Origin of the sequence: Paenibacillus darwinianus, from assembly GCF_000598065.1 — a bacterium.
Classification (GTDB): Bacteria; Bacillota; Bacilli; order Paenibacillales; family Paenibacillaceae; genus Paenibacillus_I; species Paenibacillus_I darwinianus.
In genome coordinates, this window is the sequence record NZ_KK082143.1 from 23,714 (window position 1) to 36,328 (window position 12,615).

Below are 12,615 nucleotides of genomic sequence, written 5' to 3' on the forward strand. Positions count from 1 at the left end.
ATGGTCGATGGCAAGCCGGTCCGGGCCAACCGGCTGGTGCTCATTTTCGCCTGGCTGCTGCTGTTTTTCGGCGCCGGACTGGCCATTATGAATTTTCACGCAGATGTCAGCATGAATCAGGTGCACATCCGGATCACGGAGCTGATAACCGGCGAGAAGAAGGAGCATCCGTTCTGGTTCCAGGTGCCTTATTCGCTCGGGATCGGGCTCGGCATGATCGTGTTCTTCAATCATCTGTTCCGCAAACGCTTGAACGAGGAGCCGAACCCGCTGGAGGTCGAGCTGTACCTGTACCAGGAAAATGTGAATGCCTACGTGATCGCCGACGAGATGAGAAAGCTGAAGGGAGCTTACCGGCAAAGGGACGATCCGGATGCTTGAGTTGGCGGCACACGCGGCCGTCATCCTGATCGGCCTGTCCGGTGGTGTGGCGGTCGGGAGCGGGCTTGTCGCCCTGCTCGTCATTCTCGATCTGATTCCGAGGCTGGCGCAGCTCGCCAAAGCATACCGCAAATCACGGTGGTTCGAGACGGCGATCGTCGTCGGTGCCGTATATTGGACCTTTGCCGATTTTTTCGGGTGGACGCTGCATTTGCCGCGCCATCTGCTGCTGCCCGCCGTCGGATTGCTGGACGGGGTTTTTATCGGCATGCTGGCGGCCGCGCTGACTGAGGTCGTGAATGTCCTACCGATTATGGCGAAACGGCTTCGCTTATCGGACTATTTGATCGCCCTGGTAATGGCTATGGTGCTCGGGAAGGTAGCCGGCTCGTTGTTCGACTGGCTGGTCTTCTATCGATAACGGTGTGGGGGCGCGCCGAAAACGGAGGAAACAAGATGAGCGAATGGAATGAAGAGCCCGGGCAACCCCCCATAAAGCCTGCAGGTACGCCCGCTGGCATGCCGGTCGGCCGCGAAGGCGAGGAACCGAAACGTTTAACCGATACCAAGCCGTTTCTGAGCTCCCGTCTTCACGTGGATATATCCCGAAAGGATAGCGCCCGCCCGATTCCTTCCAGACTGGAGCGTTTTCGCAGTCTGCTGAAGGAGGAGGTCGGTCTGGACACGAGCTTCGACGTGGTGCTCCGCGAGATGACGTTCGGCAACCGGCGCACCGCGATGTTTTTCATGAACGGCTTATCCGATGGGAGCGTCCTTACGGAGGTGCTGAAGCGACTTACCTACCTGCATCCGGAAGAGCTGTCCGCTGATGCGCTGCACGCTTTTATGGAGCAATATGTTCCCGCCTCCCAGGTCGTGAAAGAAACGGATTTCGATGCGTTGCTGGACGCCGTGCTGTCGGGTTCTACGGCCTTCTATGTCGAGCATGAGGGCGCGGCGCTGGTCATCGATGCCAAAAGCTTCCCGTCCAGAGGACCGGATGAGCCAGCGACCGAGCGCGTCGTGCGCGGCAGCCGGGACGGCTTCACCGAAACGTTGATGGTGAACGTCTCGCTTGTCCGCAGGCGGCTGCGGGACAAAGAACTGCGGTACGAGGTCATGAAGGTGGGCAAACGGACGCAAACCGATGTCTGCATCGCCTATATCGCCGATATAGCCGACAAGGAGCTGGTCGATTCGATCAGGGGGAAAATTGAAGTGCTTAAAGCCGACGGCCTGCCGCTTGCCGACAAGCAATTGGAGGAGGCGACGGTCAAGCGCGGCTGGAACCCGTTCCCGCTTGTCCGCTACTCGGAGCGGCCCGATGTGGTGGCATCTCACCTGCTGAACGGGAACGTCGCCGTGTTTACGGATACGACGCCGAGCGTCATGATATTGCCGACTACCTATTTCGATTTGATGCAGCATGCCGAGGAAAACCGGCAAACGCCTTTTATCGGCAGCTATTTGCGGTTGGTCCGCTATGCCGGCATTCTGGCCTCGCTCTTCCTGCTGCCGCTGTGGTTTCTCTATGTGCTGCAGCCGCAGTTGCTGCCGTCCGCGCTCAGCTTCATCGGACCGACGAATGCCGGGAAAATCCCGCTGCTGCTGCAGTTCCTGCTGGTAGAGGTCGGGGTCGACCTGATGCGCATGGCCGCCGTGCATACGCCTACGCCGCTCGCGACTGCCATGTCGCTGATTGCAGCTATCCTGATCGGCGACATCGCCGTGAAGACGGGGTTATTCATCAACGAGGTTATTTTGTATATGGCCGTCGCGTCGATCGGCATGTTTGCCACGCCGAGTTACGAGCTAGGCCTGGCGAACCGCATCATGCGGCTTGTGCTCATTGTGGCGGTCGCCGCTTTTCAGGTGCCGGGCTTTGTAATTGGCGTGACGCTGTTTGTCGTGCTGCTGGCCATGGAAAGATCGTTCAACCGTCCGTATTTGTGGCCGTTCATTCCGTTTAACCCGAAAGGCATGGCCTCCGTCATCATCCGTCCGCCGTTCCTGCAACAGCGCCAACGGCCAAGCCTGTTGAAGCCGCAGCAGTCGGACAAGCTGCCTGACAATCCGTAGATACACGCAAAATACAAATGATTTGCGAATTTATCCATTTCTCCTCTGCGCGCCATGAGGTATACTAAAGTACAAATGATGCAAATCCATTTATACTTTTTCAAGAAAGCAGAGGGGTAATCGATGTACTTACATGGTACCAGCAAAATCAACGCCAAAGGTCATCTCGAGATCGGCGGCTGTGACGTGCGCGATTTGGCGGCGGAATTCGGCACGCCGCTTTATATTGTGGACGAGGCGCTCGTTCGTCAGCGCGCCCGTGAATATGTGGATGCGTTCCGGGCCTCCGGCCTCAAATTCCAGGTGGCTTACGCCAGCAAAGCGTTCAGCGTGATGGCGATGTGCGCCATCGCGGAGCAGGAGAATCTGTCGCTCGACGTCGTTTCCGACGGGGAGCTCTATACGGCGCTGAAAGCCGGCTTCCCGGCCCAGCGCATCCATTTCCACGGCAACAACAAGACGCCCGAGGAGATCAACATGGCGCTCGACGCCAACATCGGCTGCTTTGTCGTCGACAACTTTATCGAGCTGGATCTGCTGAACGCGCTCGCGGGCGAGAAGGGCAAAAAGGTTAACGTGCTGCTTCGCATTACGCCTGGGGTAGAAGCGCACACGCATGAATTCATCTCCACCGGCCAAACGGACTCCAAATTCGGCTTCGATCTGGGCAACGGTGCGGCTTATGAGGGCATCAAACAAGCCGCGGAGCTTGCCAATCTGAACGTGCTCGGCGTGCATTCCCATATCGGCTCGCAGATTTTCGAGGTCGAAGGGTTCCGTATGGCCGTTGACAGAGTGGCGGCGTTCGCGGTGCAAATCCGGGACGAGCTCGGTCTGACCTTCCAGGTCATCAATCTTGGCGGAGGATTCGGCATCCGCTACACCGAAGCGGACGCTCCGCTGCCGGTATCCACCTACGTCAAAGCGATTACAGATGCGATTATTTCGCATTTCACGGAAGCGAAATTCCCACTGCCCGAGATTTGGGTCGAGCCGGGCCGTAGCATGGTCGGCGACGCTGGCACCACCCTGTACACGGTCGGCACGAGTAAGGATATTCCGGGCGTGCGCAAATATGTGGCCGTTGACGGCGGCATGACCGACAATCCGCGTCCCGCGCTGTACGATTCGAAATACGAGGCCGTTCTGGCTAACCGCGCCAACGATCCGAAGGAAGAGACCGTGTCGATCGCCGGCAAGTGCTGCGAGAGCGGTGACATGCTGATCTGGGATCTCGAGCTTCCGAAGGTACAGACGGGCGACCTGCTCGCCGTATTCTGCACGGGCGCATACAACTACGCAATGGCAAGCAACTATAACCGAATCCGCCGTCCGGCGGTTGTATTCGTCAAGGATGGCGAAGCGTCGTTGGCCGTGAAGCGCGAATCGCTCGACGACATCGTCGTGAATGACGTGATCCCTGCAAGACTGCAGAAATCCGGCGCAGCGAAGTAAGTAAGAGCAGATAGATAGACAGATTGACGGACGGAGCCTAGCGCCTCGTCCATTTGTTCGCCTGGGGCGGTAGTTTTGCGCTAGGGCCCGGTTTATAGTATCATGGGTAAAAACGTAAGGAGATGACAGTCCTACATGGCAAAGCAAGCGAAAATCAAAATGAAGAACGGCGCGGAAATCGTGATCGATTTGTTCGATCAGGATGCGCCCAATACGGTAGCTAACTTCGAGAAGCTGGCGAACGAGGGCTTCTATAACGGCTTGAACTACCACCGCGTCATCCCGGGTTTCGTGGCGCAGGGCGGCTGTCCGAACGGCAGCGGCACCGGCGGTCCGGGCTACACGATCAACTGCGAAATCAATTCAAACAAGCATGAGCGGGGTACGCTTGCAATGGCGCATGCCGGACGCAATACGGGAGGCAGCCAGTTTTATATTTGCTACCAGCCGCAGCCGCATCTTGACGGCCAGCATACGGTGTTCGGCAAAGTTGTGAAAGGCATGGAGCATGTTGATGCGTTCCAAGGCCGCGAAGTGATGGAGAAAGTCGAAGTCGTAGAAGCGTAACGGCAAGAAACGCCCGGAACCTGATCGTAGAGGTTTCGGGCGTGTTTTGGTCGGCTTGCTTGACGATCGCACAGGCTCCGAGCATTTTCGCGGCAGCCGAATGGCCGAGAAGGGATGAAAATCCTTGCTTTTTTTATTTTGTGGTGATACTATTCAATTCAAATCGTTGCCGTATTGTCCTTTATACACAGCGACGACGGACACAATAAAATAGACTGTTTTCCTTCGGGGTTGGGTGAAATTCCCTACCGGCGGTGATCGCATGGCGGCGGCGGAAAAGCATGCCGAGCATTGCGTCAGTCCGTGACCCGGTTCTGTTCGGAGCATGCCCTTACGGTCATGCGCGGCGGAAACGGTGGACCTGGTGAAATTCCGGGACCGACAGTATAGTCTGGATGGGAGAAGGAAACGGCTCGGCAGCTTAAAATATGCTAGCCCTCTTTGTTATTTTTTTTCACAAAGACGGCAGGCTTGTTTTAGCTTGTCGCTATCCGTTTATCTTGTTCCAACCCCCGATGGGAAACATTCCCGCGGGGGTTGTTTGCTTTGATCGAACCGATTAACGACGAGTATTATATGCGGCTGGCTTTGGAGCTTGCCTCCAAGGCATCGGGCCAGACCGGCGTCAATCCGGTGGTCGGCTGCGTCATCGTCAAGGATGGCCGGATTGTCGGGGTCGGCAGCCACTTGAAGCGGGGAACCGGCCACGCCGAGGTGCACGCGTTGAATATGGCGGGATCCGAAGCGGAAGGGGCAACCGTCTATGTGACGCTCGAGCCATGCAGCCATTACGGCAAAACGCCGCCGTGCGCGGATAGGATCGCCGAGGCCCGTGCTGCTCGCGTCGTCATCGCCGCCTCGGACCCGAACCCGCAGGTTTCCGGAAGAGGAATGGCCAAGCTGAGGGCTCATGGCATCGATGTCACATCCGGCGTGCTGGAGGAGGAGTCCCGCAAGCTGAATGAAGTGTTCGAGAAATTTATTACGACAGGACTTCCTTATGTGACTTTGAAAACCGCTTCTACGCTGGACGGCCGCATCGCGTCCAAGACGGGCGACAGCCGCTGGGTGACGGGCGAATCGGCGCGCGCCGCCGTCCATGCGCTGCGGCACACGCATGAAGCGATCATGGTCGGCGCAGGCACGGTGCAGGCGGACGATCCTTCCTTGACGACGCGGTTGCCCGTGCCGGGCATCCACCCGGTCCGGATTGTCACGGACGCGAAGCTGCGGCTCCCGCTTACAGCGAAGCTGTTCAGCGACGGATTGGCGCCAACGGTCGTGCTCACGACGGAGGGTGCGGACCGGGAGCGCTTCAAGGCGCTGGAAGCCGCCGGTGTCAAGGTGCTGGCCTGCGGAGATGGCGAGCGCATCGATCTTAAGCTGGCCATGCGCCGCCTGGGCGAACGGGAAATCTCCTCGATTCTGCTGGAAGGCGGCGGTCGCTTGAACGGCGCGATGCTGGAGGCAGGTCTTATCGATAAAGCCGTCCTGTTCTATGCTGCCAAAATCATCGGCGGACCGGAAGCGCCCGGGCTGTTCGATTTCGGAGGTTTCGCGCGCATGGCGGATGCCGTCCGTCTTGAGCGGTTGACGGTGGAGACGTACGGCGACGACATCTGCGTGACCGGCTATCCGGTATACGGGTGAGGGGGCAGCCAGTGGATACAATCGGCGGCCAGGTAGGAGGAGATGACCGAAATGTTTACGGGATTGATAGAAGAGATCGGCAAACTGCGCCGTGTCGCTCGGCAAGGCGAGGCGCTGGTGCTGGAGGTTGAAGCCTCGCTGATGCTTGAGGAAGTCAAGCTAGGCGACAGCATCGCAATCAACGGCGTCTGTTTGACGGTCACGTCGTTTGACCGGCGGTCATTCAAAATGGATGTGACGCCGCAAACGTTTCGTCATTCGACCCTGAAGGATTTGAAGCCGGGTGATCCGGTTAACCTGGAGCGGGCGATGGCGGCCGGCGGGCGGTTCGGCGGGCATATCGTGCAGGGACATGCGGACGGCACGGCGGTGATCGTATCGCGCAAGCAGGAGGAGAACGCGGTCTGGTTTGATTTTCGGCTGGCCGATTCGGCCTTGATGCGTTATATTGTGCCCCACGGCTCCGTCACGATTGACGGCATCAGCCTGACGGTTGCCCGGACGAACGGGGAGACGTTCGGCGTGTCGATTATTCCACATACGCTGCTGCAAACGGCGCTGCAGTACAAGCAGGCGGGGGAGTCGGTCAACGTCGAGTGCGATATTTTAGGCAAGTATGTGGAGCATTTGCTGCGTTACGGACCGCGCGCGGCTGCGGACAAACCGGCAGAAGAGGGCGTGCGCCTGAGCGCAGCTTTTCTCTCGGATAACGGATTCCTGTAACGCAGCCAACATCGAGAACGATTGGGAGGGAGAACGAATGAAACCGACGGAAAATTTCGATACGATCGAAGATGCGATCTACGATCTGATTCTCGGCAAGTCGGTCATCGTGGTGGATGACGAGGACCGGGAAAATGAGGGCGACCTCATCGCGCTCGCCGACAAGGCGACGCCCGAGGTGATCAATTTTATGATTACCGAAGCGCGCGGGCTCGTATGCGTGCCGATCTCGCAGGAGAGGGCAGAGCAGTTGGACCTGCCGCCGATGGTGAGCCATAATACGGATTATCACGGCACCGCTTTCACCGTATCGGTCGACCACGTCTCGACGACCACCGGCATTTCCGCGTTCGAACGTTCGCAGACGGTCAAGGCGATCATCGACCCGAGGACGAGGCCGTCCGATTTCCGGCGTCCGGGGCATATTTTTCCGCTGGTCGCCAAAAAGGGCGGCGTGCTGCGCCGGGCGGGCCACACCGAAGCGGCGATCGATCTCGCCCGGATGTGCGGCTCATACCCGGCTGCCGTCATCTGCGAGGTGATCAACGAGGACGGCACAATGGCTCGCCTGCCCGACCTGATGAAGTTCCGCGAGAAGCACGGGCTAAAGCTGATTACGATCCAGGATTTGATCCGGTACCGGAATGAGAAGGAAAAGCTCGTCCAGCAGGTGGTCGACGTCAAGATGCCGACAGACTACGGTGTGTTCCGGGCCGTGGCCTATACGAATGAAGTCGACGGCAAGGAGCATGTGGCGCTGGTGAAAGGACAGATCGATGAGAAGACGCCGACCCTTGTGCGCGTGCACTCCGAATGCCTGACCGGCGACGTATTCCATTCCCACCGCTGCGATTGCGGTCCTCAGCTTGACGCCGCCTTGCGACAAATCGACGAGGCCGGCAACGGTGTGCTGCTGTACATGCGCCAGGAGGGCCGCGGCATCGGCCTGATCAATAAGCTGAAGGCTTACGCCCTGCAGGAGCAGGGATTCGACACGGTTGACGCGAATATTAAATTGGGCTTCAAACCCGATCTGCGGGATTACGGGATCGGCGCGCAAATTCTGAAGGATCTCGGGGTCCGCAAGATGCGGCTGCTGACAAACAACCCGCGCAAGATCAAGGGCCTCGAAGGCTACGGCATTGAAGTAGTCGAGCGGGTGCCGCTGCAAATGCAGGAGAACGAGGACAATGCGGACTATTTGCACACCAAGCAATCGAAGCTTGGCCACTTGCTCGATTTCAACAATTGAACCTACAAACCGATATAAAGGATGAGACAAACATGGCGAAAATCTATGAGGGCAATTTAGTATCGCAAGGCTTGAAATACGGGATCGTTGTCGGACGGTTCAACGAGTTCATAACCGGCAAGCTGCTGAGCGGCGCGCTCGACGCCTTCAAGCGTCATGGTGCCGGCGAAGACGAGGTGGAAATTGCTTGGGTTCCGGGCGCCTTTGAAATTCCTTTCATCGCGCAGAAGATGGCGGAGAGCGGCAAATACGACGCCGTCGTTACGCTTGGCGCAGTCATTCGGGGGTCAACGCCGCACTTTGACTATGTGTGCAACGAAGCGGCCAAGGGCGTGGCGGCCATCGCATTGAAAACCGGCGTGCCGACGATTTTCGGCGTGCTGACGACGGATTCGATCGAGCAGGCGGTTGAGCGGGCCGGAACGAAAGCCGGGAACAAAGGCTGGGAAGCGGCCGTATCCGCCATCGAGATGGCGAACCTGACGAGCGCGCTCAGAGGTTAAGCGAATAATAGGAGGAAGCTGGCGTGACGGTTCATTACAAGCTGGAAACGTTCGAAGGACCGCTGGATTTGCTGCTGCATCTCATCGATAAGGCTGAAATCGACATCCACGATATTTCGGTCAGTGAAATAACCGACCAATACATGGCCTACCTGAACGCGATGCAGCAGTTGGAGCTGGAACTGACGAGCGAATTTCTGGTGATGGCCGCCACGCTGCTGGCGATGAAGAGCAAGTTGCTGCTGCCGAAGCCGCCGATCATCGAGGGTGACTACATGGATGAATGGGGCGACGACGGGCTTGATCCGCGGGATGAGCTGATTCAGAAGCTGGTCGAGTATCGGAAATTCAAGCTCATTGCCGAGCAGCTGCGGGATCTCGAGACGGAGCGGGGGCTAGTATTCACCAAAGAGCCGGAGGATTTGACGCCTTTCATGCCGTCCGTGCCGGCCAATCCGGTGAAGGGTCTGCATGTGAACGATCTGATCGTCGCATTCCAGAAAGCGCTCCGCAAAGCGGCCCGCCGAAATATCGTGTCCACGGTCAAACGCGATGAAATTTCGGTTAAGGACCGGATTCGGGATATCGTCGATTTGCTTAGGGACAACGAGATGGTACGCTTCTCCAAGCTCATTCGGCAGGAGATGGACAGGCAGGAGATCGTCGTGACGTTTCTTGCCATTCTCGAGCTGATGAAGATGAAGCAAATTCAATGTTTTCAACATCGGTTGTTTGACGATATCGTCATTCATTGGAAAGGGGAAGCGTTAGAGGGTGGACTTTCCGAGTTTGAAGTCGATTATTGAAGGCCTGCTGTTCATGGCGGGAGACGAGGGAATCGGCGTCAAGCAGCTCGCCGAGATTACGGAGGCCGATTTGGAACTCATCAAAGACGCAGTCGAGCAGCTTCGCAGCGAGCTGGCGGTCGGCGGACGGGGCATCCGGATCGCGGAGGTCGCGGGCGCGTACCGGTTTACGACGCTGCCCGAGCATGCGGTGTATTTCGAGCGGATGGCGTACACGCCAGGGCGGCAAAGCCTGTCGCAAGCCGCGCTTGAGACACTGTCCATCGTCGCTTACCGCCAGCCGATCACCCGTGTCGAGATTGAGGAAATACGCGGCGTGAAGAGCGAACGCGCCCTGCATTCGCTGGTGAACAAGGATCTGATCGAGGAGGTCGGGCGCGCGGAGGCGATCGGCCGGCCGATTCTGTACGGAACGACAAAATCATTCCTTGACTATTTTGGTCTCGCGGGGCTGGGGGCGCTGCCCGAGCCGTCGTCCGTGGACGAGCAGGCGCTGCTGGAGGAGCAGACCCAGATGCTGTTCGAGAAGCTGGATAGCGTTCAGATTACGCTCGATGAATACAAAGTGAAAGAGTAGCCTGCAGGCAAGAGTTTTTATTCCTTCGGTCTTTATGGTGCGGTCTTCTGCAACCGACAATCGCATTCCTTTCGCATGAGAATTGCGAGCCAAGCCATACTAATAGCGACAACTTCAGGAAAGCGAGGTGAACAGCCCTGCTTGGAGGCACGCTATTCGGATGGACGGCCGCAGGTCTCTTTTTTTTGCTCGTTACGGCTTTTTGCTTATCCGACATCGTTGTACTGGGTCGTGTGAGCCGCCGGGGCCAGGACGATCATGTGCAGTTTGATATAAAGCTCCTTTGGGGCATGGTCAGGTACCATCTCGTCATTCCGTTCGCACGGTTCAGGGGAAGTAGCGTCAAGCTGCAAACGGACCGGAGGGGCCACTCGCTCGGCGTGAACTCCGGCACATCCACAGAGGAATCGGTGGATGCGGAAACCGTTAAAAACACATTCGAGAAGGTGCGTGACATGCTTCGCTTCACCCTCGACCTAACCGAGGTTGTGAAGCGGATGCTACGCAACATCCGGCTGAAGGAATGGAGTTGGACGACAACCGTCGGAACGGGAGATGCGGTATCGACCGCCATGACGACCGGTCTGGCATGGTCCGTCAAGACATCCGCGCTCGGCGTATTGTCCCAGCTTGTCCGGCTTCAGACATCGCCGGAAATGAGCGTCACTCCTTTGTTTAACGCGACAGCATTCTCTACCAGGCTGCAATTCAAAGCGAAAATTCGCGTCGCAGCAGTCGCTATGTCCGGCGTCCGGCTGCTGATTCATGCGGGGCGGGCAAAGGGCGGGCTGTCCGGCTGGTTCCGCTTGCTGAAAGACCTCCAGCCGCGCCGCGTCTAGAGCATAACATTCCGACGAAGGGGCAAGCTATAAGCGCAGAATTACGATCATACAGGAGGTTGAACCGATATGATGATGGAGCATCCGATTCAAGGATTGATGGAAACAGCAATGGAGAGCATTAAAGAGATGGTCGACGTCAATACGATCGTAGGCGATCCGGTCCAGACACCGGACGGCAGCGTCATTATGCCGATCTCGAAGGTTGGCTTCGGCTTCGTCGCCGGCGGCAGCGACATTCGCTTCGACGGCAGCGGGGGAACGAGCGCAACGATTGAAGAGCATAACGCGTCGGTATCGCTGCCTTTCGGCGGCGGCAGCGGCGGCGGCGTCTCGATCACGCCGATCGCGTTTCTTGTCGTTGGCTCGCATGGCGTTAAAATCGTTTCGCTCGATAATTCCACGCATCTCTGGGAACGCATGATCGACTCGGCGCCTAAAGTGGTGGACAAGCTGCAATCGATGCTGAAAGGCGGAGCAAACGCCGGAACCTCGACGATGTTCCAAACAAGCGGAACCGCCGGACTCAACGGGGGAACCGGTATGGCGGGCGCAACGGGAGCAGCCGGCATGTCTGGAGCCGGAACGACCGGAGCCGGAGCAACAGGTAACGGTACTGGCAGCAGCGGCTCCGGCAACTTCATTTAATGTTTGTTCGCGTTAAAATAAAGCAGCCGGCATCGCTCATGCGAGCCGGCTGCTTTGTTTGGTGCGCTATTTGATGTTAACGTACGGATCAATATTTCCGTGTTTAAAAGGCTTGGACATAACCGGGGAGAAGACAACATATAATGAATAGACCGGTCATGAGGCGGTATGCCGGGTATCGATGTTAGGAGGTTCGATGGACATGATGCGGCGAACGATAGCTTATCTGCTTGCGGCCGGGCTGCTGGCGTCGGCTGTATCCGCGCCGGGCGGCGCATCGGCCAGGCCGTCCTCGATATCTACGAACGCTCGGGCGGCTGCATTGATCGATGTCGAGTCTGGCAGGATTCTCTATAGCAGCCGCGGCAATGAGCGCATGAAAATCGCGAGCTTGACCAAGATCATGACCGCCATAGTGGCGATCGAGCACGGCAAGCTTTCCGATGCCGTCCGGACAAGCCGGCGCGCGTCGGGCAAGGAAGGCTCCTCCATTTATTTGAAGGTCGGAGAGGAAATGAGTCTGCAGAATATGCTCTACGGGCTTATGCTGCGCTCCGGCAACGACGCGGCAACGGCAATCGCCGAGCATGTGGGCGGCTCCGAGGAAGGGTTCGTCTTTTTGATGAATAAAAAGGCAGAGATGCTCGGCCTGGACCATACCCGTTTTATGAACCCGCACGGGCTAGATCAGCCGGACCATTATTCGTCGGCTAACGATTTGGCCAAGCTGACGGCTTATGCGCTGCGCAACGGCGTTTTCCGCGATATCGTCAAGACACGAGTCAAAACGGCTCCCAACCCGAATGACGCCTGGGATTACAAATGGACCAACAAAAATAAAATGCTGGCCATGTATGACGGAGCGGACGGGGTGAAAACCGGCTACACGAAACAGGCGTTCCGCTGCCTGGTAAGCTCAGCCACGAGGAACGGGCAGCAATTGGCCGCAGTGACGCTCAACGACGGCGACGACTGGGTCGATCATCGGCGTCTGCTCGATTGGGGATTCGCCAACTATCCGCTTGATGGGTTGGCTGAGAGCGGGCAGAGGTTGTCCGGGTATGAGGTGACGGTGGCGCGGGCGTTTCGTTATCCGCTTGCGGCAGGCGAGCGGCAGGCCGTCAGAACGCGGCTG

At 57.7% G+C, this 12,615-nt stretch carries 13 protein-coding genes, 1 pseudogene and 1 riboswitch; all 14 genes and pseudogenes read left to right on the forward strand.

Translation table 11 applies throughout. The features are described from left to right. Positions 1-381 (forward strand): annotated as a pseudogene (locus BG52_RS05130) (stage V sporulation protein AA); the annotation flags it as partial. Beyond that, a complete protein-coding gene (locus BG52_RS05135; protein WP_036585163.1) occupies positions 374-802 on the forward strand; it encodes a stage V sporulation protein AB in 429 nt (142 codons plus the stop codon). The pseudogene BG52_RS05130 and the gene BG52_RS05135, both read left to right, overlap by 8 nt. A 35-nt stretch (positions 803-837) precedes the next feature. After that, a complete protein-coding gene (locus BG52_RS05140; protein ID WP_081793605.1) occupies positions 838-2,460 on the forward strand; it encodes a spore germination protein in 1,623 nt (540 codons plus the stop codon). 123 nt (positions 2,461-2,583) lie between these two features. Next, the gene (gene lysA / locus BG52_RS05145; RefSeq protein WP_036585165.1) at positions 2,584-3,915 is read left to right on the forward strand and encodes a diaminopimelate decarboxylase; all 1,332 of its coding nucleotides are present in this window, start codon (positions 2,584-2,586) and stop codon (positions 3,913-3,915) included. A gap of 135 nt (positions 3,916-4,050) precedes the next feature. Continuing rightward, positions 4,051-4,482 carry a peptidylprolyl isomerase gene (locus BG52_RS05150; RefSeq protein WP_036585167.1) on the forward strand — a complete coding sequence of 144 codons (432 nt, stop codon included), beginning with the start codon at positions 4,051-4,053 and terminating at the stop codon, positions 4,480-4,482. A 217-nt stretch (positions 4,483-4,699) separates the two neighbouring features. Beyond that, positions 4,700-4,893, forward strand: a riboswitch (FMN riboswitch). Between the two features lie 138 nt (positions 4,894-5,031). After that, positions 5,032-6,132 (forward strand): bifunctional diaminohydroxyphosphoribosylaminopyrimidine deaminase/5-amino-6-(5-phosphoribosylamino)uracil reductase RibD, encoded by a 1,101-nt coding sequence (gene ribD, locus BG52_RS05155; protein ID WP_223298921.1) that lies wholly within the window; start codon positions 5,032-5,034, stop codon positions 6,130-6,132. Between the two features lie 51 nt (positions 6,133-6,183). Next, positions 6,184-6,855, forward strand: a complete 672-nt coding sequence (ribE, locus tag BG52_RS05160; RefSeq protein WP_036585173.1) for a riboflavin synthase — start codon at positions 6,184-6,186, stop codon at positions 6,853-6,855. Positions 6,856-6,892: 37 nt separating this feature from the next. After that, a complete protein-coding gene (locus tag BG52_RS05165; RefSeq protein WP_036585174.1) occupies positions 6,893-8,107 on the forward strand; it encodes a bifunctional 3,4-dihydroxy-2-butanone-4-phosphate synthase/GTP cyclohydrolase II in 1,215 nt (404 codons plus the stop codon). A gap of 32 nt (positions 8,108-8,139) precedes the next feature. Then, the gene (gene ribH, locus BG52_RS05170; protein WP_036585175.1) at positions 8,140-8,610 is read left to right on the forward strand and encodes a 6,7-dimethyl-8-ribityllumazine synthase; all 471 of its coding nucleotides are present in this window, start codon (positions 8,140-8,142) and stop codon (positions 8,608-8,610) included. Positions 8,611-8,633: 23 nt separating this feature from the next. Continuing rightward, complete coding sequence (locus tag BG52_RS05175) at positions 8,634-9,416, forward strand: segregation and condensation protein A (RefSeq protein ID WP_036585176.1); 783 nt, start codon at positions 8,634-8,636, stop codon at positions 9,414-9,416. Further along, a complete protein-coding gene (gene scpB / locus BG52_RS05180; RefSeq protein WP_036585177.1) occupies positions 9,385-9,993 on the forward strand; it encodes an SMC-Scp complex subunit ScpB in 609 nt (202 codons plus the stop codon). The genes BG52_RS05175 and scpB overlap by 32 nt, the downstream gene beginning before the upstream one ends. A 260-nt stretch (positions 9,994-10,253) precedes the next feature. After that, complete coding sequence (locus BG52_RS05185; RefSeq protein ID WP_144340739.1) at positions 10,254-10,832, forward strand: DUF2953 domain-containing protein; 579 nt, start codon at positions 10,254-10,256, stop codon at positions 10,830-10,832. A gap of 72 nt (positions 10,833-10,904) precedes the next feature. Further along, entirely contained in the window at positions 10,905-11,480 is a 576-nt protein-coding gene (gene ytfJ / locus BG52_RS05190; RefSeq protein WP_081793606.1) for a GerW family sporulation protein, read from the forward strand. Between the two features lie 196 nt (positions 11,481-11,676). Beyond that, positions 11,677-12,615: D-alanyl-D-alanine carboxypeptidase family protein (locus BG52_RS05195; protein WP_397310896.1), on the forward strand; the 939-nt coding region annotated here is incomplete at its 3' end.